Annotated in this window: 19 protein-coding genes; 11 read left to right on the forward strand and 8 right to left on the reverse strand. The window is 51.5% G+C overall.

The window, feature by feature from the left end; genetic code table 11:
- Positions 1–106 precede the first annotated feature (106 nt).
- The 5 genes from pal (at position 107) to H8L32_RS12265 (ending at position 4,259) form a co-directional block, all read left to right on the forward strand.
- Positions 107–637: a peptidoglycan-associated lipoprotein Pal gene (gene pal, locus H8L32_RS12245; protein WP_408058874.1), complete on the forward strand. Its 531-nt coding sequence runs from the start codon at positions 107–109 to the stop codon at positions 635–637.
- A 199-nt stretch (positions 638–836) separates the two neighbouring features.
- Positions 837–1,667: a serine hydrolase gene (locus tag H8L32_RS12250; protein ID WP_408058867.1), complete on the forward strand. Its 831-nt coding sequence runs from the start codon at positions 837–839 to the stop codon at positions 1,665–1,667.
- Positions 1,668–2,066: 399 nt separating this feature from the next.
- The gene (locus tag H8L32_RS12255; protein ID WP_186947513.1) at positions 2,067–3,167 is read left to right on the forward strand and encodes a DUF6765 family protein; all 1,101 of its coding nucleotides are present in this window, start codon (positions 2,067–2,069) and stop codon (positions 3,165–3,167) included.
- A gap of 36 nt (positions 3,168–3,203) precedes the next feature.
- A complete protein-coding gene (gene arr, locus H8L32_RS12260) occupies positions 3,204–3,644 on the forward strand; it encodes an NAD(+)--rifampin ADP-ribosyltransferase (protein WP_186947514.1) in 441 nt (146 codons plus the stop codon).
- A gap of 57 nt (positions 3,645–3,701) precedes the next feature.
- Positions 3,702–4,259 carry a GNAT family N-acetyltransferase gene (locus H8L32_RS12265; RefSeq protein ID WP_186947515.1) on the forward strand — a complete coding sequence of 186 codons (558 nt, stop codon included), beginning with the start codon at positions 3,702–3,704 and terminating at the stop codon, positions 4,257–4,259.
- A gap of 217 nt (positions 4,260–4,476) precedes the next feature.
- Here H8L32_RS12265 and H8L32_RS12270 read toward each other — a convergent pair whose 3' ends face one another.
- A complete protein-coding gene (locus H8L32_RS12270) occupies positions 4,477–4,881 on the reverse strand; it encodes a winged helix-turn-helix transcriptional regulator (protein WP_329605183.1) in 405 nt (134 codons plus the stop codon).
- A gap of 149 nt (positions 4,882–5,030) precedes the next feature.
- Between H8L32_RS12270 and H8L32_RS12275 the strand changes: the two genes are divergently transcribed.
- The 3 genes from H8L32_RS12275 (at position 5,031) to H8L32_RS12285 (ending at position 8,350) form a co-directional block, all read left to right on the forward strand.
- Positions 5,031–5,516, forward strand: a complete 486-nt coding sequence (locus tag H8L32_RS12275; protein WP_186947624.1) for a nuclear transport factor 2 family protein — start codon at positions 5,031–5,033, stop codon at positions 5,514–5,516.
- A gap of 73 nt (positions 5,517–5,589) precedes the next feature.
- Positions 5,590–6,447, forward strand: a complete 858-nt coding sequence (locus H8L32_RS12280; RefSeq protein ID WP_186947516.1) for an SDR family oxidoreductase — start codon at positions 5,590–5,592, stop codon at positions 6,445–6,447.
- 550 nt (positions 6,448–6,997) lie between these two features.
- Positions 6,998–8,350: an alpha/beta hydrolase family protein gene (locus H8L32_RS12285; RefSeq protein ID WP_186947517.1), complete on the forward strand. Its 1,353-nt coding sequence runs from the start codon at positions 6,998–7,000 to the stop codon at positions 8,348–8,350.
- A gap of 116 nt (positions 8,351–8,466) precedes the next feature.
- Here the strand turns inward: H8L32_RS12285 and H8L32_RS12290 are convergent, their stop codons facing one another.
- The 7 genes from H8L32_RS12290 to H8L32_RS12320 all read right to left on the reverse strand — a co-directional run bounded on the left by H8L32_RS12290 (position 8,467) and on the right by H8L32_RS12320 (position 17,520).
- Positions 8,467–9,270, reverse strand: a complete 804-nt coding sequence (locus tag H8L32_RS12290; RefSeq protein WP_186947518.1) for an alpha/beta hydrolase — start codon at positions 9,268–9,270, stop codon at positions 8,467–8,469.
- Positions 9,271–9,664: 394 nt separating this feature from the next.
- The gene (locus tag H8L32_RS12295; protein WP_186947519.1) at positions 9,665–10,270 is read right to left on the reverse strand and encodes a response regulator transcription factor; all 606 of its coding nucleotides are present in this window, start codon (positions 10,268–10,270) and stop codon (positions 9,665–9,667) included.
- The gene (locus H8L32_RS12300) at positions 10,267–11,400 is read right to left on the reverse strand and encodes a sensor histidine kinase (protein WP_230412179.1); all 1,134 of its coding nucleotides are present in this window, start codon (positions 11,398–11,400) and stop codon (positions 10,267–10,269) included. The genes H8L32_RS12295 and H8L32_RS12300 overlap by 4 nt, the downstream gene beginning before the upstream one ends.
- A gap of 165 nt (positions 11,401–11,565) precedes the next feature.
- Positions 11,566–13,392: a CIA30 family protein gene (locus H8L32_RS12305; protein WP_230412180.1), complete on the reverse strand. Its 1,827-nt coding sequence runs from the start codon at positions 13,390–13,392 to the stop codon at positions 11,566–11,568.
- A 211-nt stretch (positions 13,393–13,603) separates the two neighbouring features.
- Positions 13,604–15,460 carry a signal peptide peptidase SppA gene (gene sppA / locus H8L32_RS12310; RefSeq protein ID WP_186947521.1) on the reverse strand — a complete coding sequence of 619 codons (1,857 nt, stop codon included), beginning with the start codon at positions 15,458–15,460 and terminating at the stop codon, positions 13,604–13,606.
- A 58-nt stretch (positions 15,461–15,518) separates the two neighbouring features.
- On the reverse strand, positions 15,519–16,532 hold the full coding sequence (locus H8L32_RS12315) for a S1/P1 nuclease (protein ID WP_186947522.1): 1,014 nt from the start codon (positions 16,530–16,532) through the stop codon (positions 15,519–15,521).
- A 277-nt stretch (positions 16,533–16,809) separates the two neighbouring features.
- Positions 16,810–17,520, reverse strand: coding sequence for a hypothetical protein (locus H8L32_RS12320; RefSeq protein WP_186947523.1), 711 nt, complete (start codon positions 17,518–17,520; stop codon positions 16,810–16,812).
- A gap of 220 nt (positions 17,521–17,740) precedes the next feature.
- Here H8L32_RS12320 and H8L32_RS12325 point away from each other — a divergent pair, with 220 nt between their 5' ends.
- The 3 genes from H8L32_RS12325 to H8L32_RS12335 all read left to right on the forward strand — a co-directional run bounded on the left by H8L32_RS12325 (position 17,741) and on the right by H8L32_RS12335 (position 21,242).
- The gene (locus H8L32_RS12325; RefSeq protein WP_230412181.1) at positions 17,741–19,426 is read left to right on the forward strand and encodes a peptide chain release factor 3; all 1,686 of its coding nucleotides are present in this window, start codon (positions 17,741–17,743) and stop codon (positions 19,424–19,426) included.
- Between the two features lie 378 nt (positions 19,427–19,804).
- Positions 19,805–20,119: a hypothetical protein gene (locus tag H8L32_RS12330; RefSeq protein ID WP_186947525.1), complete on the forward strand. Its 315-nt coding sequence runs from the start codon at positions 19,805–19,807 to the stop codon at positions 20,117–20,119.
- A 316-nt stretch (positions 20,120–20,435) separates the two neighbouring features.
- The gene (locus H8L32_RS12335) at positions 20,436–21,242 is read left to right on the forward strand and encodes a cystine ABC transporter substrate-binding protein (protein WP_186947526.1); all 807 of its coding nucleotides are present in this window, start codon (positions 20,436–20,438) and stop codon (positions 21,240–21,242) included.
- The last annotated feature ends 6 nt before the right edge of the window (positions 21,243–21,248 follow it).

Here is a 21,248-nt window from a genome sequence, read left to right on the forward strand (position 1 = left end):
TTTCCTAGGGCACCATAGCGAAGTTTTGTAATACCTGTGGTGTGTACTTCCCCGCTTCAGGTTTGAATTCATTAATTAAAACTTCGAGGAAATTTTCATGCGTGCAATCAACACAATCAAAAGCGCCGCCAGTCTGGCAGCAGTAGCAGTTTTATTGGCAGCCTGCAGCAGCACACCAGTCAAACCGCCAGAGGCAGTTGCACAGCCACAGCAGCAACCACAACCTAAACCAGAAGCAAAAAATGACCGCGTTGTGACGCCTGTGGTTGTCAAAGATGAACTGGATGATGTAAACAGCCCATTGGCAAAACGTAGCGTGTATTTCGATTATGATCAGTATGTAGTCAAATCCGAATACAGCACGACCGTGAATGCACACGCCAAATACCTGGGCGCCAATAAAGGCAAAAAAATCCTGATCCAGGGCAATACCGACGAACGTGGTGGCAGCGAATACAACCTGGCCCTGGGCCAAAAACGTGCTGAAGCCGTACGTAAATCCCTGACATTGCTGGGTGTGTCTGAAGCACAGATGGAAGCTGTTTCCTTGGGTAAGGAAAAACCAAAAGCACAAGGCAGCAATGAAGCCGCATGGGCAGAAAACCGCCGTGCCGATATCGTGTATTCTGGCAAGTAATAACCGGTAAGTAGTCGCTCAACAGTAGTAGTTAAGCTGTAAAAGCTGAACAGTAGTAGTTGAGTAATAGCTGGAAAGTAGTAACTGAAGGGGAAGCCATCGCTTCCCCTGTGTTGACCAGACCAGGCCGCTATCTGTCTGAAGCTCAGATAGATAGCATGCTGGTTTTTTTGTATTTGAAAAGAATGCCCCGATGTTGATGCGTAAGCTAGTTGTGATCTTGCTGTTTTATAGCAGTAGCCTGGCTGCCATGCAGTTGAATTCCCAGAATGCGATTGTGGTGGATGACCGCAATGGCAAGGTCTTGCTGGAAAAAAATGCCACCACCGTTGTACCCATCGCTTCGCTGACGAAGCTGATGACCGCCATGGTCGTCCTCGACACCAAGCCCAATATGGATGAAAAAATCGACATCACTGCGGACGATGTCGATCAATTAAAACACAGTAGCTCACACGTCCCCGTAGGCAGTTCCATCAGCCGCAGGGATGCCCTGCAACTGGCGCTGATGTCTTCTGATAACCGTGCCGCCGCATCGCTGGCACGCACCTATCCTGGTGGTAACAATGCCTTTATCGTCGCCGTCAAAAGCAAGCTGATCGCGCTGGGCATGCCCAACACCGTCATCAAGGAAGCCACTGGCCTGTCGCCAGAAAACACCTCGACCGCCGCCGATCTGGTAAAAATGGCGCAGGCTGCTGCCCGATATCCTGAGATTGCCGACATCACGACCGACAGTGAAGACAGCATCTCCCTTAAAGATGGGCGTACCCGCGAATTCCACAACACCAATCGCCTGGTAGGCAAAAAAGGCTGGGAAGTATTGCTCTCTAAAACCGGCTTCACCAACGAAGCTGGCAACTGCCTCATCATGCGCGTCAAGCTCGCTGGCAAAATGGCGACTCTGGTCTTGCTGAATGCCAGGGCCAGTTCCGCCAGGTTGATGGATGCGCTAAAGATAGGCAAATTGCTTGGCTACAAAGAAGAAGTGAAGCCCAGGTCATCAAGGCACAGGCGGCATCGCCGATAGTGCGGGCGAGCAGCAATACTCGCACAGGCTTTTGTGCAGTAGATCATTGACTGCACAAGGTAATATACATCCCCTGATATACATGGCAGGTCATGCCATAGCTATATTTCCGTGCTGTTCGTCCACCTTCATAGCAACTCTTGATAATAAGAAATAATTCCCTGCTTCATGTCAGAAAGAGTCGCTTGAGTTGCCGCTCATTCATTGCTAGCTGCTAAAACTCGGTCACTGCAATTATTACACTGTAATTATTATTGTCTTTATGATAAATATAAAGCACAATGATTCATCCTGTGAAAATGCATCCTGTGATCAGGCCGGACTGAAGTTCGCCTGAGCAAAAAGCTGCAATACGATCATCCCATTCCTGAAGCACCCCTCCATTTCTATGAGGTCATCATGCAAATTGATTTTCATCATGCAGTCACATACATAGTTGCACGCCTGGCTGATTTCTCGCATGAAGAAGCACAGATCGTCGCCTACAGTGCGCAGTATGTGGATGATGCCACCAATGACGGATATATAGAGTTTGATACCGGTGCCCTGTATTCCCGCATTGCGTCTGCACACAAGATGCTGGACTATAAAAATTTCAATGATCTTGCCAATCATCATGCATGGATACCGTTCCATTTTCTTCCTGGTAATAATGGGTTACCGGCAGGCCAGGGGGATGACCTGGGGTTCATACAGCGAATTATCTGCAAGCCTAACAGTTATGTGGCGCGTGACATGGTTGCAGAATGCATACAACGAAAAACTGACAGAAATGCGTTGCATCGGCTGGGAATTACCATGCATGTCTACGCCGATACATGGGCGCACCAAGGTTTTGTCGGCGTTGAAGATGCAATCAACCGGGCTTCGCAATTAACAAGTAAGCATGCAGAACATACATCTGACAGCATGGGCGATAGCATCAAGGATTATTTTTCTCATTTGTTTGATCATGCAAAAGGGGAATTTGTCGCTGGCGCATTACCTTTGGGGCATGGTGCAGTATTGAGTTATCCAGACCGGCCCTACCTGAATTGGGCTTATACCAACGGCGCAGGAGAAGTGGTGAACAGAGATAATCCCAAAGACTTCCTCGAAGCTGCCGACCACATGTGCATTGCCATGAAAAGTTTCAGGGCTGGCGATGCTTCATTGAGCGCTACCGGGCTGACACCAGAGGACAAAGACAAGATAGATAAACTGATCAGGGGAACCATCAACGAAGATGGTGATATAAGACATGCGACATGGTTAAAAGCGATCAGAAAAGCGCACTTCAGTTTTGGAAAAATTGATTTGACCTATGTACCAAAAGGCTTGAATTCATGGAAGCATGCAGCCCTGGGAACGACAGAAGCCAAAGACACAGGAAATGAAGATTTTATATATAACCCCAATTTTCTGGACAGCGACTGGAAAAAATTCCACGATGCGCTACAAATGCACAGGCTGTATGTAGTACAAGAACTTTTGCCGAAATACGGGATTTGTGCTGCATAATTAAATCTGTCGCCTGTTCAAAAAAGGGAGAGAGAAATGACAGCAAACCAACCAGCACCTGCCACCGAAGACCTGAGCCTGCAGCAGCTTTACCACGGCACACGGGCCGACCTGAAACCAGGCGACCTCATCGAGCCTGGCTATGCCTCTAACTTTGGACAGCGAAAAAAAGCAAACCACGTCTATCTGACGGCCACCCTCGACGCCGCCATCTGGGGCGCAGAACTGGCACAAGGTGAAGGTCCGGGCAGAATCTACATTGTAGAACCTACTGGTACCATAGCGGACGACCCCAATCTGACGGACAAAAAATTTCCAGGCAATCCAACAAAATCATACCGCTCCCGCGAACCGCTGCGGGTTACAGGCGAAGTGACCGATTGGCAGGGCCATCCCTCCGAATTACTACAGGCCATGAAGGACAACGTCGAGCGACTCAAGGCGCTTGGGGTTGAGGCGATTGATGAGATTGAGTGAAGCTTTCTTTAGTGTACTTTTTTGACCGTATTCGTTATTCATAACACCGAATCCAACATGCCATCTTTCGAACAAATCACTATCGATACCCCGCGCCTGCATTTGCGGCCCTTGCGTCTGGATGATGCTGACGCTATTTTGCGTATACGTTCGAACCCGGACGTCATGCGCTACATGCCTTCGCCACCCTGGACTGAAATGGTGCAGGCCATGGCGATGGTAGAGCGCGATATGGCGGCCATGCTTAAAGGTGATTTTGTGCGACTGGGACTGATACGAAAAACTGACAATCTCTTTCTTGGCAGTTGTATCCTGTTTCATCTGGATGCCGGGTGCCGCCGTGCTGAAATTGGTTATGACATGGACGCTGCCGTCTGGGGGCAGGGCTATATGCACGAAGCACTGGTCGCCTTGTTGAATTACGGTTTCAATGAAATGAATCTCAACCGTGTCGAAGCCGACATAGAGCCGCACAATCTCGGCTCAGCCAAAACACTGGAAAGACTGGGTTTTATCCAGGAAGGTTTTTTACGCGAACGCTGGATCGTCGAAGGGAAAGTGTCAGATTCGGCGTTATATGGTTTGTTGCACAGTGATTGGGTGAAGCGTGCATGAGCGGGCCATGACTCTTGCAGTTGTGTAACCGGGTGCTGCAGGGGAAATCAATAGCGTCGCCCAAGGGCTGGCATTGCACGGGGTCGGAGTGACGATGTCGATGAACACACAGGTACGCGACTCTTTTTTACTGCGACTGTCACTTCACAAACTGCTTAGGTGCGGCGCAGGACTGTTCCAGATGGTGCCTTGCTGAAAGTATTTAAGCCCTGAAGTTTCATACCTGCATGCCATTGTCAAAATCCCGCCTGGCCGACTTCATTTTCTCAAAATTATTTTCCGCCCAATCCACCAGTGCGCCCATTGGCACCATGACCGAGAGGCCCAGTTCGGTTAATTCATATTCGACGCTGGGTGGTTTGGTGGGGAATACTTTGCGGCTCAATAACCCATCTCTTTCCAGGTCACGCAAAGACTGGGTGAGCATGCGTTTGGAGATGTCGGGGACTTGCTTGTGCAACTGACTGAAGCGCAATGCGCCTGATTGCAGGGTTAGCAAGATCAGGGGCGTCCATTTGGTGCTAATATGGTCGAGCACATTCCTGACCGGGCACATGGTCGGATCAAAATCAGACGCCATTCCTGCGCGTTTGGGTGGGTTCACTTCAGGTAACCTTGGCACGAAAAACTGCCTCCTTACAATTTTTAGACTTAGTCTCTATTATAGACCTTATCGGCTATCATGTCGAAACAAGGAGAGACTTAGTCATGAAAAAACAGACACATCGCTTCAAGAACTTGGTTGGCAAGAAGTTATTGCGCCTGGGCGCAATGACGGTACTTGGCTTATCCACAATGTCCGTTTTGTTGCCAGCGGCCAGCTATGCACAAGAGCCGGTTGTTGGGGTTGCCAATCCTGACGCATTGTTCACCAGCAGTGATCCCAGGCTGCATGCAAACAAGCAGGTGGCCTATCACATCGTTAAAGACTTGCTGGAAGCTGGTCATTGGGAACAGGCAGACAAGTATCTGTCCAGGCGCTATATACAGCATAACCCGAATGCGGCGTCTGGTCTGGATGGCGTGATCAAGTATTTTGTCGAGGTCAGAAAGGTGCAACCCAAACCTATTCCAGAAAAAATGACAAAACCGATCGTTGCCGTGATTGCCGAAGGCGATCTGGTGACTGTCATGTATCCCTTGCCGGTCAGGGACAAGACGACCAACCAGCTTTTATACACGACCACCTGGTTTGACACCTGGCGGATTGTGGATGGCAAGGCAGATGAACATTGGGATTCTGCTTTAAAGAATTAGAGAAGCAAATAATCAATTGGAACTCATTTCACTGACAGAAATGGGATGTATTGAACTTTTCGGAAGGAATTATATGATCGCAGTAACAGGTGCAAGTGGGCAATTGGGGCGGCTGGTGGTTCAGGCTTTATTGGGTACTGTTCCAGCCAATCAGGTGGTTGCCATCGTAAGGGATGTGAGCAAGGCAGATGATTTACGTGCCAGTGGCGTACAGCTTCGTCAGGGTGATTATAGTCAGCCAGAGACTTTGGCTAGCGCGTTGCAGGGTGTGAAAAAACTCTTGCTGGTGTCTTCCAGTGAAGTCGGACAAAGGCTGGAACAGCACAAGAATGTGATTCAGGCGGCTAAAAATGCGGGTGTTGAATTGATCGCCTACACCAGCATCCTGCATGCAGATACGTCACCGCTGGCACTGGCCACAGAGCATGTCGCAACCGAACAGTTGATACGCGATAGCGGCCTGCCTTTCGTCTTCTTGCGCAATTCCTGGTACATAGAAAATTATTTTTCTGCGGTGGGTACAGCGCTGGAAACGGGCAAGGTATTTGGCGCAGCTGGCGAAGGAAAATTCTCGGCTGCATCACGCGCAGATTACGCCGCTGCAGCAGCGGCAGTATTGACTGGAAGCGACCAGGCCGGTAAGATTTATGAACTGGCAGGCGACCAGGCATTTACTCTCGCAGAACTGGCAGCGACGCTGGCAGATGTGTCTGGAAAATCTGTCGCGTACGTGAATTTTTCCGAAACCGAATACAAGGATATGCTGGTCTCATTCGGCCTGCCGGAAGGTTTTGCCTACGTCCTGGCGCAATCGGATACAGGTGCCGCGCAAGGTGGCTTGTATGATGGCGATGGCCAGCTCGGCAAGCTGATCCAGCGTCCAACGACGACGTTGCGCGCTGTGCTGCAAGCACACCTGTCGTCGATCTGATGTCATTGCGGATTCGCTAAAAGTCCGCAAGCCAGGGACCAGCAAGGCTGCTGTTGCAAGCAGCTTTGCTGGTTTTTATTAATAGGACTTACGCAAAATAGCAGAGCTGCGCATTGAACCTACGTAGGTACGATTAGCGCAGCGTAATCGTACGCATGTTCTGTCTTCAACTGCTGATTTTCTGATGAAAATACAAAACAGTTAATTTCCTTTTGTCGAACAGAAGACAAGAAAATTTGAAACGTCTTGCTCATTGCCAGGTACAGCATGCGTACGATTACGCTTCGCTAATCTTACCTACAATTGCTGTGCCGTTCATCCTTTATCAATTCTAAATTCCCTTCCAAATAGCTTCCAGATACCTGGGCTTATGAACGTTCCAAGACAGATCGAAACTTATTTCTTTAACAGTTGCGGCGCTAAAAAAAACGGTGTGTAAGGTAGAAATTCACGGTTTCAGTCATCGAAATCCCGTGTTCATCGGATTGCATGACTTGGCAATGATGACATCGCCTACCATGCGTGGCAATTATTTCTATTGGAGAACCGAGTGAAAAATCTATCGTTTGCCCTGTTGGCTGCATCCCTGTTGTCATGTTCCATTTCCTTCGCCCAGGATACGAGACGTGTCCCCGAGTCTGGAGCAACTGGCGCATCACTACGCGATACTGTGTCGCCCGGACAGGCAATGCCGGCGCCTGAATCATTGCAATCAATTCTTTGTGAGACAGGTATTTTTCGCAAGGACAAGCTGACATTCGTCGCTATCACGAAAACAGACAAGGGATTTAGCTACACCTTTAGCGACGGGACGATCGGCAACATGCAGGATGCCGGGGCACCCGTCGAATGCGGAAAAGATGCTGTCCTTGTCAGGGGCAAGGAGAATTGGTCGAAAGTCGTCCTTTCTGAAACGAACACCCGATTCGAATCAAACGGCATCCTGCTCGCAGGCCGTTTGATGGAAGCGCCAGGTGCGGGAAAAAATACGCCTCTCGTCGTCTATGCGCATGGTTCCGAAGGAGCTGGCTGGATCGATCGCGCAGGCGATCCCTACCAGATGGTTGGGCGGGGCGTGTCGGTTTTTGTGTATGACAAACGCGGTACCGGGCTTTCCGGGGGCGAATATACGCAGAACTTTCCTCTCCTGGCAGAAGATCTGGTAGCGGCTTCGCGTGAGGCCAAACGGCTGGCGGCAGGTCGCTACGGTCGTTTTGGTCTCGTAGGCTTAAGCCAGGGCGGATGGATAGTCCCGCTTGCGTCAGCGCGTGCGCAGGCAGATTTTCTGGGGGTAGGTTATGGTTTGGCCGTTGATATCACAGAGCAGGATGCGGCGCAGGTGACGAGAGAATTGCGTGACCTCGGCTATGGCGATGACATTGTCGCCAAGGCCCGGAAGCTGACAGATATCACGGCAAGAATTGCAAGATCAGAAGCCAAAGAAAGTTTGGACGAGCTTGCAGAAGTGCAGAATCAATTTGGAAAAGAAGTCTGGTTTTCTCGTATCAAGGGCGGATATTCGGGCGCGCTTTTGGGTCTGTCTGTGGATAAGCTGCGCCAAAATGGTATACCACCACAATTTCAAAAACTGAATATTGACTGGTCGCTGCATCCCGTGCAGGTCTTGAGCAAGGTCAATGTCCCGCAGATGTGGGCATTCGCGGATGAAGACCGCCAGGCCCCCGGTGCCGTTACTTTGGAGCGGCTCTCAGAATTACGCAAGCAAGGTAGTCATATCACGATTTACCGCTTTCCCGATACCGGCCACGGTATGCGGGAATATGTAGAGGCAAAGGATGGCACGCGAAAGCATGTTCGTATTGCACCGGGGTTTTACGAGCTGATGGCTGACTGGGCAAAAGGCAAACTCGATGGCACGTATGGAAAGGCGTATCGACAATAGTGTATTGCACAATATGGACAGGCACACAATGAACCAGTAAAGAACCAGTAAAGAACCAGTAAAGAACCAGTAAGGAACCAGTAATGGGTCATTACTGGTTCAGTAAGAAGCTTTGTTCAGTCAGCCAATAGGGCATTTACTTTGCTTACCCATACTGTCGGATATTTGATAGGCGCTTCCAGATGTCCACCTTCAAATTCCCAGAATGTTTTTGTTGTCGTAGCATTAGCAAATACCAGTTGGCCCTGGCTGAAGGGTACAGATTTGTCGCCGGGTGAATGCAACACCAGCAGTTTGATCTTGCCGATTTCCTTGATATCTTCTTTGGCAGAATAGGGGGAGATCAGGCTCGCACGTACCGTTTCCTGCATTTCTTTTGGCACGCTGGCCACAGCAATATCGGTGAATGAACTCATGGGGCCATCCAGCACCAGCGCGTCTATCTTGCCCACATTGGTTTTGCTGAGATGGGTAGCAATCTGGCTTCCCAAAGAAGCGCCGATGACGATCAGTTTTTTGCCTTTCAGCTCAGGTCTTTGCAGTAACTGATCAAACACCATTTGCCCGTCGCTGGCAACATTCAAATGTGTCGGCTTACCGGTAGAAAGCCCAAAGCCCCGGAAATCGATCATGGCGACCTGAAAACCATCTTCTACCAGCGGGCGCATGAATTTGGAATAAACAGACACGTTGCCGCCAGCACCATGAAAATAAATGATGGTCGCCTTTGGTGTTTGCTTTGGTTTGAGCCAGATACCCGTGACTTCATCATCACCTGCTTTGAAGCGCAATTCTTCGTAGTCCAACCCTTCAATTTTTACCATCACTTTTGATGGATAATAAAACCTGTCATCAGACTGCGCCCATACGCTGGAATGAAACACGAATACAGTGAGCAGGGCGAATATCAATTTTTTCATCTTCAATCTTTCTATCAATTATATTAAACGGCACCACCAGAATCAGCAGGACTGGAAGCGCACCGGACACGGGGTTTTATCAATCGCAATCATTTCTCATTGCAGTGAACCAATTTTAATGCAGGACATTCTTTGCGCAGTACCTATGTCGCCAAGCGTCATTTTTGATCGTATATGGCCGCTGTTTTGGGCGTGAAAGGGAATGCATCGTTGCGCACTGTGCTTGCGACAGATGGGGAGGGGATGAAATAAGTCGGGATGAAATAAGCTGCGACAGCAGATATCCCGGGTTTATCTGCCCGGGAATGTGTTGTGTTTTTTTTGCGGGCAATGCTATTACTGCGCCTGATTTGTTTTACAGTCGCATCAGCCCTTAACTTATTGCCAGCTTTGATTACAGCCATCCCTGATCGCGTGCCAGGCGATAGGCTTCGACCCGGTTTTTGGCATGCAGTTTGCTGATGGCTTCTGACAGGTAATTACGCACCGTGCCTTCCGACAGGTGCATGATGGTGGCGATGTCGGTGCTGGTGGAGCCTGTGCCTGCCAGGCGCAAGACCTGGCGCTCGCGTTCGCTGAGCGGGTCTTGTTCGCCGCTCCAGCTTTCCAGTGCCAGTTCTGGTGCGATGGCGCGGCCACCGCCGTGTACGGTACGGATGGCGGCTGCCAGTGTGTCGGCTGGGGCATCTTTCAGCATATAGCCACGTACACCACTGGCCATGGCGCGGCGCAGATAACCGGTGCGCGCAAACGTGGTCAGCACGATGACTTTGCTGGGCAGTTTTTTTTCTGCAATGGCTGCGGCCAGTTCCAGGCCGGACATGATGGGCATTTCTATGTCGGTGAGGACGATGTCGGGGCGTTCTTTTTCACACAGGGCATAGGCTTCCTGTCCATTTTTTGCCAGGGCGATCACTTTCAGGTCATCTTCCAGACCCAGCAGGGCGGCCAGTGCGCCGGAGACCAGCGCCTGGTCCTCTGCAATGATGATGCGTATCATGTGGATTCTTTCAAAGGCACTGACAAATGCAGGGTCAGCCCCTGTTCAATACGGATATTCAGTGTACCGCCAAGGGCCCGCACACGTTCATCCATGCCGTTCAGGCCGCTACCCTTATGCAGGGTTTGCTTGCCGTCGTTATCATTGGCAGCGATGCTGTGTGTTGCGACACCGTTGTCGGCGATATGCAATTCTACCCGTCCGTTGCCCGCAGTAAGGTGGATCTTGCAAATGCTGGCCTGGGCATGACGGATGATATTGGTGACAGCTTCGCGCACGGCCAGCGCCAGCACGTTTTCTGTGGCGGCTGGCAGCCGGACTTTTTCTATCTCTGTTTCCAGCTCGACGGCAGCTGCGCTAAGGGCATTTTTTGCGGACTGTAATTCATGCAGCAGACCAGTGGCGCGATAGCCGATGACGGCAGCACGCACTTCGGCCAGTGCCTGGCGGGCCGTGTGTTCGATATCGCTGATTTCTTTTTTGCTGGCTGCCGGGTTCTTGTCAAACAATTTACCTGCCAGTTCTGCCTTGAGTGTGATGACGGACAAGGTGTGGCCCAGCAGGTCGTGCAAATCACGGGCGATGCGTTCGCGTTCGGCCAGGGCGGCCAGGTGTTCTACTTCTTCCTGTTTCCGCAACAGGTTTTCATTACTGCGTGTCAGGCGTTCGCCGATGATGGCGCCTATCCCGCTGGGGATGCTGAAGATAATTGCTGGTACCCAAAAAAATGTTTCCAGCCGCATGCTGACGGTGGCGATGATGATGATGCCGGCGATCACCCATAAAGCTCTGTAGGCCTTGCTGGTATCCGGTATGCGCGAGCACATGGTGGCTGCAAAAATACAGAAAGTGGAACCACCAAAATTAACCGGTGCCCAGACGATGCCCATGGCACACACCACCAGAATGCAGGCATGTATGCGCCAGCCACTGGACCAGAAACTGTAAAAATACACCGGCAGAAAGAACACAAGGCTGGCCGCCAGCAATAATATTTCCCTGGCCTGAGGAGCAATATAAAAATACTTCATGCCAAAAATGGCGAATGACAGCAACCAGAAATAAGGTGCCTTGCCATAGCGTGGCGGCACCCAAGGTGGGGACAGATGATTGAAGATGGATGTGCTCAAGCGGGTTTCCCAGGTTTTCTCGGGTTTTCTCGGATTTTCTGTAGAGGCTCAGTGGTGTTAATAAACTGAGCCCTGATATTCTTTTATTTAGAACTTACGCAAAATTGTCCCAGCAAGGAGCTGCAACGCAGCTGGGGCGGTTTTGCGTAAGTCCTGTAAATGACATTATTCCTTTAAAAGGCGTATATCCGCAATCTGAAACCGATATTCGCCCGGTTGTGGCCCGGCGTTAAAGGCCAGCAGAGTGATGATACTTGGGTCCAGCCCCTTGAACTGGCTGAAAGGAATGCTGATTTCCTTCCACTCTTCGCTGGCAGTAAAGCGTACTGAAATAGGGATATAACTGCCCTGTATGCTGATGCCTACGCTGTACTGCCTGCCATCTCCTTTCACTTTGAACTTCAGGGTGTTGGCTGCACTCAGGTCGGCTGCTTCCATCGCTTGTTTGCCGGGGAAGAATGCCAGGCCTGCCCATGGGTAGGCAAAGCCGGGCCTGACCGTCGCCACCACATCAACTGCTGCCACGCCGCTGCTGCCATCCGGCCCGGCCTCTGCCAGTTTGATATCGATGGTGGATTTACCGCCCATGAGGGCATCATTCGATGGTGCCCAGCCAAAGCCGAAGGGGCTGGCCAGCTTGTCTTTTGTGAACAGGCTGATGCGGCCGTCCGCTGGCAATTGTGTTGCCAGCTTCTTTTGAGCATTCAGACGTGCCACTTCCTGGATTTTTTGCTCACGTTGTTGCGTGACGCGTCCGCCATCTTTCCACACCTCGACAATATTGCGGCTGGCGCTGATGTCCTGGTCTGGCTCGCCACTGACCAGCAACAGGTCAGCCTTATAGCCTTTGGCAATGCGTCCGCGATCTTTCAGGCCAAAGGCATGTGCGGGAACCGATGTGGCCGATGCCAGTGCCGCTGCCGGGCTTAAACCGGCCCTGACCAGTGATGTCAGTTCATGATGCAGGCTGGCACCGTACTGGGTACCGGCATTGCCGGCATCGGTACCGGCCAGTATCGGTATGCCAGCAGCGTGCATGGCGGCTGTCATCATGTTGGGTACTTTCAGCATGTCGGCATCGGCTTTGGCCCGGTAAGGTGAATTCAGGGGCTGCAGTTGTGCCTTGTTCAGCAATGCTGTCATGCGTGTATCGTTGAGGACATCCTCTTCTTTGATACCTGCCATGCTTTCCAGCACGCTGAAGGTGGGGATGATGAAAACATGTTTGTCACTGGCAGTCTTGACCAGCGCGCGCATGTCCTGGTCGCTGATCTGCTTGCCTGCAAACAGGTGGACCAGGGCGTCAGCCCCGGCATCCAGCGCATCCTGGGCTTCTTTCAGATTGCCTATGTGCACGACGGCCAGCTTGTTGCGCAGATGGGCTGCCTTCACCAGTGCTTTGGCAGTGGCCAGATCCAGGCTGTTGAAGGGATGTTGCTCACTGCCGTGTTCCAGCACGATTTTAATGAAGTGCGAGCCTTCGGCAATGCGGGCATCGACCCAGGCCTGGGCTTCTTCGGGTTTGCTTAGTGTGGGGATGGGCATGCCATATTCGGTGCCGTGACCGCCAGGTGCCGTGGCCAGCGTACCGGCAGAAATCAGATCAGCCTGGTCACGGTTTTCACACTTACGCATTTTTTCATTCATGCTGGCGACCAGATTGACATTGGTGAACATATCAATCTGGGTGGTGACGCCAAACAGCAAGGGCAGGTCCAGGTCCTGAAATGCATGGACATGCGCGTCTATCAGGCCAGGCAGCAGAGTGCGGCCCTGGCCTTCAATGATGTGCGTATCTGCTGCTGGTGTGCCTTTGAAATCGAGATCACTGATCTTGCCATCAGCGATCAGGACATTTTTGTCCTTGAGAATTTTTTCGCCATCAAAAACACGTACCTGGCGTATCAGAAAACTATCGGCAGCAAAGCCTGGCGTCAGGCCGACAGCATTCAGGCTGCATGCGATGGCAAGGCTTAAAAAAGTTTTGTTCATGGTCGACTCCATAGTGAGGATGTCGCCATTGTGCTGATATAAGGCAGGATAAGACAGAAGCAATTGCCACCAGTTTCATATGACATTTGTCATATTCAGGGCGCTAACATGAGATTAGGGCGGAGAGACTGGAATCGAGGGAGAACAGAGGTGGGGCGGGGAAGCTGGCAGCATTGACGCTGCCAGCCCGGTCAGGAATGAGCAATTCGTTTTACGGAACCTTGCACAGACAATGTGTCAGTGCAGTAAAGCTTTTGCCTTCCTTGTTGATTTCTGACAGCCAGGTCAGGTCAGACAGCATTTGTGCCGCTGCTGCCGGTGGCAGGCCGGTAGGTACGACAGCGACCTTGAACTGGTCTTGCAATATCTGGGCAGTCTTGGCACCAAAGATGCTGAAGATGCGGTCAAACCTGGATGGCTCGCGTTCGATATAACTGATGCGATAATCATTACCCAGCTTGGCGCGTGTCGATGCTGATTTCAATGCATCCGCGTAGCTGCCTATGGTATCGACCAGACCACGTTCCTTGGCTTGCAGACCTGTCCATACACGACCCTGGGCCACGGCATTGATTTTCTCTGGCGTAGTTTTGCGGGCTGCAGCGGCCTTGCCGGTAAAGTCGGCATAGGTATGGTTGATACTGCTTTGCAGGACTTCAGCAAAACGCGGGTTCAAAGGACGCAAGGGATTGAACGGGTCAGCCAGCCAGGTGGTGGGTGAACCAGCCGTATGCACGCCCAGTTTGTCCATGGCCTTGTCGGCCGTCGGCAAGATGGCAATGACACCGATGGAGCCAGTGATCGTGGCTTCATCTGCAATCACTTCATCTGCCGCCATGGATATCCAGTAACCGCCCGATGCAGCGACGTTACCCATGGATACCACTACCGGCTTGCCAGCCTTGCGCGTCAGCTCCAGTTCACGGCGTATCAACTCTGAACCGAAAGCACTGCCGCCAGGCGAATCTACACGCAGGACGATAGCCTTGATGGCATCGTCTTCACGTGCCTTGCGGATCAGGCTGGAGGTGGACAGGCCACCTATGGAGCCCGGGGGTGCCATGCCTTCGCTGATTTCGCCAGAAGCAATGATGACCCCTACCGCATCGCCAAACAGTTTGGGTTTCTGGCGTGCCAGATAATCGTCAAAAGCCACCTGACGGAAACTCTTGATTTGTTCATCTTTGATGCCGCGTTTGAGCATCAGCTCACGCAATTCATCACGGGTTTTCAGACCATCGACCAGCTTGGTGTTGAGCGCCAGTTTGGCGATGTCGCCACCGGCTGCGGCCAGCAACTGGGTCAGGTCATTGATGCCGTTCATGATGGTGCCTGCCGGCAGCTTGCGGGCTTTTTCCACATCCGTGGTGTAGGTTTTCCACAGGGCTGTGTACAAAAAGCTTTCGGCTTCTGCAGCTTCTGGCGAAGGTGCATTGGCGACGTAGGGTTCACCAAAGCTCTTGTAATCACCGGCTTTCAGGACGGTGACGGTGACACCCAGTTTGTCCAGCGCGTCACGATAATAATTCTGGTAGCGGCCAAAGCCTGTCATCATTACTGAACCCATAGGGTGCAGGTAGACTTCACTGGCATGTGCTGCCAGGTAGTACTGGCGCTGGTCAAAACTTGAACCCCAGGCCACCACGGTTTTTCCACTGGCCTTGAAGCGGTCAATCGCGGCTGCGACTTCACGCAGCATGGTCAGGCCGGTGCCGCTCATATCATCCAGCAGCAGGACAACACTGCTGATCTGTGGATCTTTGGCTGCCTGGTCCAACACCCACAGGATGTCACGCAATTGCGTGGTCCGGCGGACATCGCCACGGGCTTCTGCCAGCAGCGTGTCGCGGGCGTTGCCAGAATTCTGTTCAACCAGGGTGCCTTTCAGATCGAGCAGCAAAGCGGTCTTGTCTTCGATTTTTTTAGGTCCCCCGCCAAACAGGCCGACGGCAAGCATGATCAGGATGATCAGCAGGATCAGGTTAAGTATGACCCGGCGGCTGAAATCCAGCGCCGACCAGGCATATTTGAAACCTTTTCCTATCCAGGTTAGTGGGGTGAAAGCCATAGTGAGTTCGTCCTATTTGTTCAAGTGATTCTAATGAAACGAGTGCTGTCTTGACTGTTTAATCTGGCCAGACGGTTTTCAGCAACTGGGCCAGATGGGCACCGGCGCGGGCCAGGGCATCATCTTTCAGACTGGCCATGGTTTTTTCATATTCCAGTGGCAAAGCGATAGACCAGTTATTGCCTTTTTGGTTCGGTGTGCTTTTGCTGAATTGGGTGCCGGCAAACAAAATCCTTGCATCGCGAATGGCATCATTTGCCCACAGCACTGGCAGTTCTTCAATGGATGCATTGGCCAGGGTCAGGGTTTTGGCTTTTTTGGTCAGTGTTTCATTCATGCGGCCACGCTTGTATTGCTGTGGCAAGTCATCCCACAGCGAATGCAGGTTGCCGCAAGGGCATTGCAGGGCATTACCGCCTACAGTATTGGTGGCATGGTCATACTGACCTTCATCCGGGTTGATGATCTTGCCTTCGGCATTCAGGAAGATGGAGCCGACATGCAGAGGCTGGTGCAAGTCGCCGACATAATGCGTGAGCAGGGTCAGGGCTTCTTGCTTGTCCTTGAAATTGAAGGGCTTGGGCTGTGGTTTGTCTTGCAGCACCAGGACGGCAGCACGGATGGCATTGACCACGTCATGGTCGCTGGTGCCGACATAGCCGGTTTTGTATTGGTCATGTTGCAGGGCCACGTCCGCGTAATGGTATTGCTTGTGGCAGTTTTCTTCGCCGCTGGCGGGCTTGCAATTGGTGTCATTGCGTTTCACATAATCGCTCATGGCAGCAATGCCTGCGGCGGTTTCAAACGATGCACATTCCGGATAACGGCCCGTGGACGTGTAGGCATAGTCTTTTTCAGGGGATATACCTTTGACGCAATCACCCCAGACCGCCACTTTTTCCAGTGTATTGTCACCCAGCAGGGCTTTGACCTGAGCGCCCGCCTTGCTGCCTGTCAGCAGGGAATCGGCAATTGCTCCCACGGTCTGGTGGCCATCGGCACCCCAGGCAAAACTCAATTGTGGCAGGCTGGCCATGGCCAGCATCAGGGCGGAAATCAGTATCTTTTTCATAGGAAGTTCAGATAGCGGTTAAGGAAGGTACGATCGCAAGTTACGGTCACAAGTATCGTCAATGGTAATACACAAAGATGACGAGGATATAGCAAACTGCAACTTTGTGTACAGGCCAGTGAGCATATAGCAGACGCATGTTGATCACGCTGGCATACAAGTGCCAGATTTGTCGCTGATGCGCAGCACATCCTGCTGAGTACGTGCTGGTGGACCTGTGGCCTGACCTGCTGTAAAAGTATGGGGATTTGGATGGGGATGGATCACCTGAGGTGATTTATTTGCTGCGCCCCGCGTTTTGGACCTGAAAACTGTCCAGTTGCACGTGGTACAAGTTATTCAGGCCGACCAGCTCGGTAGCGGGTCTGGATATCCATTCCAGGTTTTCAAAGACGATGACCCAGTGTTTGGGCATGCCCGGTTTTTCGTGCTCAAGCACAAAGCGTATCGGCAGGCTGATGCCAGCCTCATTGCTTTGATACAGCACGGTTCCCTCCATGCTGGCAGAAAAGCTGAATTCCATCTTCATGGGTTTGCCGCTATCAGGTTGTAGCCAGACTTTTGCTGTCTGTGGACGTTTTTTCGTGCCCAGTTTCAGCGTGTATACGGCCCAGGTGTCGCCATCGATCATTTGATCTGCTTCCCTTTGGTGGAAGGTGACGCCACTCAATACCAGATTGGGGTGATTGGCAATGGGGCTGGAAACATGGGTCTTGCTGCTTGGTATTGCCCCTGGCAGGTTTTCGATAGTCCGTACCGGTTCTCCATTGGCCCATTTGCTTAGCTTGGCCCGTTTGGCAAACTGGCTGGGGCTGAGCCAGTTTTTTTCTTCTTCGGTATAGCTTGAATCCACTGTGGCAGCGACCCAGGTTTTGCTGAGTTCTATCTGGGTGAAGAATTTTTGCCACAGGATATCTTCATCGGCCTGAGCGCAGGCTGGCAAGACGAAGGCAAAGATGCTGAAGACGAACAGATGGAAAGTTTTCATGTCGGCTGCAAAATTGAATGAAGAGTAACTGTTGCTCTTATAGCATTCTTGTAGCCTGATTGGCAATCTTTATTGCTTACTTATTGCATATTTATTTCATACTTATTTCTTATCTCTTGCTGCTTATTCTACGGTTATTCGCCGGTTATTCGACTTCGCTCCCAATACCAGCTAAACTTGCGTGTTTTTCTCCCATTTTTGCGGCATCAGCATGAACACCATGAACCCATCCCCAGACGACAGCGCGCAAGCTGCCAACGAGATCCCAGAGACAGCCTCGGAATCGACGACGACCAGTGCGCCATCGAAAGATCTGATCAGCCGCGAAGTGGCACGTCGCCGTACTTTCGGTATTATTTCCCATCCGGATGCGGGTAAAACCACGCTGACTGAAAAGTTGCTGATGTTTTCGGGTGCGATTCAACTGGCTGGCACAGTCAAGGCGCGCAAGAGCGGTCGCCATGCGACTTCCGACTGGATGGAAATCGAAAAGCAACGCGGCATTTCGGTTGCTTCATCGGTCATGCAGTTTGAATACCGCGACCATGTGGTCAATTTGCTCGACACGCCGGGTCACCAGGACTTTTCTGAAGATACCTACCGCGTACTGACGGCTGTCGATTCGGCCCTGATGGTGATCGATGCCGCCAAGGGTGTGGAAGAGCAGACCATCAAGCTGCTGAACGTTTGCCGCATGCGCAATACGCCCATCATCACCTTCGTCAACAAGATGGACCGCGAAACCCGCGACCCGCTGGAATTGCTGGATGAACTGGAATCAGTACTGAAGATACAGTGCGCACCAGTAACCTGGCCTATTGGCATGGGCAAGACTTTCCGTGGTGTGTACCATATCCTGAAAGATGAGATTCTGCTGTTCACGCCGGGCAGCGAACGTGCGGATCAGGAATTTGAAGTCATCAAGGGCATCAATAATCCGCGTCTGGTAGAGATGTTCCCGCTGGAAATTGAACAACTGAAGATGGAAGTTGAACTGGTGCATGGCGCATCCCATCCATTCAGTCTGGAAGACTTTTTGGCAGGTGTGCAGACACCGGTATTCTTTGGCTCTGCCATCAACAACTTTGGCGTGCGTGAAATCCTGAACGCCTTGCTGGACTGGGCACCAGCGCCGCGTGAGCGTGATGCGACCATCCGTTCAGTGGAACCGAAAGAAACACCGTTTTCTGGCTTTATTTTCAAAATCCAGGCAAATATGGACCCGGCCCACCGTGACCGTATTGCCTTCCTGCGCGTATGTTCCGGTCGTTTTGAACGTGGCATGAAACTTAAACATCTGCGCCTGAACCGCGAGATCAAGGTGTCGTCTGTCGTCACCTTCATGGCATCGTCACGTGAACAGGTGGAAGAGGCTTACGCCGGTGATATCATCGGTTTGCCTAACCATGGCAATATGCAGATAGGCGACAGTTTTTCTGAAGGCGAGCTGCTGCAATTTACCGGCATCCCTTACTTTGCACCAGATTTTTTCCGTACAGCACGTATTTTGAACCCGCTGAAGATCAAGCAATTGCAAAAAGGCTTGCAGCAATTGGGCGAAGAGGGCGCGGTGCAGGTATTCAAGCCCGTCGTCAGCAGCGATCTGGTGCTGGGTGCGGTTGGTGTCCTGCAGTTTGAAGTGGTCGCCAGCCGTCTTAAAAATGAATACGGTGTAGATGCCGTGTTTGAAGGCACCAGCATCAGCAGCGCGCGCTGGATCAGTTGCGAAGACAAGAAAATGCTGGCCGACTTTGAACGCTCCAGTGCCGGTGGCAACATCGCGTACGATGCTGCAGGCAACATGGCTTACCTGGCGACATCAGGTGTGAATCTGAAGTTGACGCAAGAACGTTGGCCTGGCGTAACTTTCCATGCGACACGTGAACATGCGGCCAAATTGAGCTAAGTTAACTGGCAGGCGCAAGCAGAAACAGCTATGAGCAAGCACAATCAAGCATAAACAAGCGCACACAAAACGAATCAACAAGCGGCTGACAGGGCTAAAAGTGCCTGTCAGCCGCTTTGTCATTGGTGCTTACAAAATCGCCTTGAATGCAGATTTTAATTTGCTAACATGGTGATTTAGATCGCATTTTTTGCGCAATGCAATGACATAGGGCTGTCATACTGCAAGCGCAAAGTGGAGCTTGATCCTGTTGCTGAAACAGTATGACGATATGCTGGCATGTATGTTGGCTATAGGCGTTGACTGTATGCACGATGCTTCCAGGCAATTCCATTCCCTTCCCGATTTTCTGTTGCAACTTTAATGAGGAGCGTGATCATGGCATTATTTTTTATTGAAGCCGTCCGTTATGACGACAGTGGGCAGCGTATCGCCAAGGTACGCTGGGGCAAGAGCAAGGGCGGGCAGGTCATGCCGCCCACCATGGTCGATGATCCGCAAGAGGCCGATGTACAGGCCGTGCTGGACACGATCGCCAATGGCGACGAAGTCATCCCGAAATTCAGCAACGGTAATGGCATCATCCTTGGCCCCAAAGTGGTCGGCATCCAGTATGAAGATGGTGCGCACGGCCTGAGCTCTGCCAGTGATGATGTACCCGGCCACAGCCTGAACGACCTGCCTTCTTTCTGATCTTATTGATGGTTTTCTTTATGATGCCAGCACGCTGCTGACACCGCTGTAGCCTATCATGGCTGACAGGATGTGTGCCGGCAGCGTGCTTTCTGTCTATCTTTCTGTCTATTAGCCTGTATGCATATGCGCAGGCCTGATATATGCAAATAAGAAATACTTCGTTGTCCTTGAAAGTCCAGACTCCATATCATATGCAGGTCGCCAGATAATTTGAGTTCATTCCTGATGATGAAATGAGTTCTGCTTGTCTGGCCTGTTGCGATTTACTGGCATTTGCCGTCTTCTACGGTTGCCTCCCTTTTTCAGGATTATGATGAAACTCTTGACCAAAAAAACAATATCCACTTTGCTGGCCAGTGTCGTTCTGGCTGGTGCGTCCTTGTCTGCTACAGCAGCCGATCTGCTAGATACCGTCAAGACCCGTGGAACGCTGAAAATTGCGCTGGAAGGTACTTATCCTCCGTTTAATTTCAAAGATACCAAAACCAATGAACTGGCCGGTTTCGATGTTGATGTCGCCAAGCTGCTGGCCGCTAAACTGGGCGTTAAGCCGGAATTCGTTACCTCGGAATGGAGTGGCATCCTGGCTGGTTTGTCCGCCGGTAAATTTGATGTCATCGTCAACCAGGTCGGTATCACAGACAAACGCCAGGAAACTTTTGATTTCTCTGACCCTTACACCGTTTCCAGTGCCCAGCTCATCGTCAAGAAAGATGACAAGCGTGTTTTCAAAAGCCTGGAAGACCTGAAAGGCAAAAAACTGGGCGTCGGGCAGGGCAGCAACTATGAAGAACGCGCCAAGGCAGTTGCCGGTATTGAAGTTAAAAGCTATCCGGGTGCGCCAGAATACCTGCAGGATCTGGCCGCAGGCCGTGTCGATGCCGCACTCAATGACAGTCTGATGGTCGCCTATCTGCTGAAAGCAAGCTCCTTGCCGATCAAGGCGGGCGCACCTGTTGGTGAACTGGCCAAGAACGGCATCCCGTTCCAGAAGGGCAACCCAAAATTTGCCGCCGCCCTGAACAAGGCACTGGCAGACATCATCAAGGATGGCAGCTTTGCCAAGGTATCCAATAAATGGTTTGGCAAGGATGTCAGCAAGGCACCTGCAGCGCAATAAGCTACA

It is taken from the genome of Undibacterium hunanense (assembly GCF_014284335.1).
GTDB classification, from domain to species: Bacteria; Pseudomonadota; Gammaproteobacteria; order Burkholderiales; family Burkholderiaceae_D; genus Undibacterium; species Undibacterium hunanense.

Coding starts and splice junctions, on each gene's coding strand:
- H8L32_RS12250 (WP_408058867.1), top strand. CDS start 837: ATGCGTAAGCTAGTTGTGATCTTGCTGTTTTATAGCAGTAGCCTGGCT.
- H8L32_RS12255 (WP_186947513.1), top strand. CDS start 2,067: ATGCAAATTGATTTTCATCATGCAGTCACATACATAGTTGCACGCCTG.
- arr (WP_186947514.1), top strand. CDS start 3,204: ATGACAGCAAACCAACCAGCACCTGCCACCGAAGACCTGAGCCTGCAG.
- H8L32_RS12265 (WP_186947515.1), top strand. CDS start 3,702: ATGCCATCTTTCGAACAAATCACTATCGATACCCCGCGCCTGCATTTG.
- H8L32_RS12275 (WP_186947624.1), top strand. CDS start 5,031: ATGACGGTACTTGGCTTATCCACAATGTCCGTTTTGTTGCCAGCGGCC.
- H8L32_RS12280 (WP_186947516.1), top strand. CDS start 5,590: ATGATCGCAGTAACAGGTGCAAGTGGGCAATTGGGGCGGCTGGTGGTT.
- H8L32_RS12290 (WP_186947518.1), bottom strand. CDS start 9,270: ATGAAAAAATTGATATTCGCCCTGCTCACTGTATTCGTGTTTCATTCC.
- H8L32_RS12295 (WP_186947519.1), bottom strand. CDS start 10,270: ATGATACGCATCATCATTGCAGAGGACCAGGCGCTGGTCTCCGGCGCA.
- H8L32_RS12305 (WP_230412180.1), bottom strand. CDS start 13,392: ATGAACAAAACTTTTTTAAGCCTTGCCATCGCATGCAGCCTGAATGCT.
- sppA (WP_186947521.1), bottom strand. CDS start 15,460: ATGGCTTTCACCCCACTAACCTGGATAGGAAAAGGTTTCAAATATGCC.
- H8L32_RS12315 (WP_186947522.1), bottom strand. CDS start 16,532: ATGAAAAAGATACTGATTTCCGCCCTGATGCTGGCCATGGCCAGCCTG.
- H8L32_RS12320 (WP_186947523.1), bottom strand. CDS start 17,520: ATGAAAACTTTCCATCTGTTCGTCTTCAGCATCTTTGCCTTCGTCTTG.
- H8L32_RS12325 (WP_230412181.1), top strand. CDS start 17,741: ATGAACCCATCCCCAGACGACAGCGCGCAAGCTGCCAACGAGATCCCA.
- H8L32_RS12330 (WP_186947525.1), top strand. CDS start 19,805: ATGGCATTATTTTTTATTGAAGCCGTCCGTTATGACGACAGTGGGCAG.
- H8L32_RS12335 (WP_186947526.1), top strand. CDS start 20,436: ATGAAACTCTTGACCAAAAAAACAATATCCACTTTGCTGGCCAGTGTC.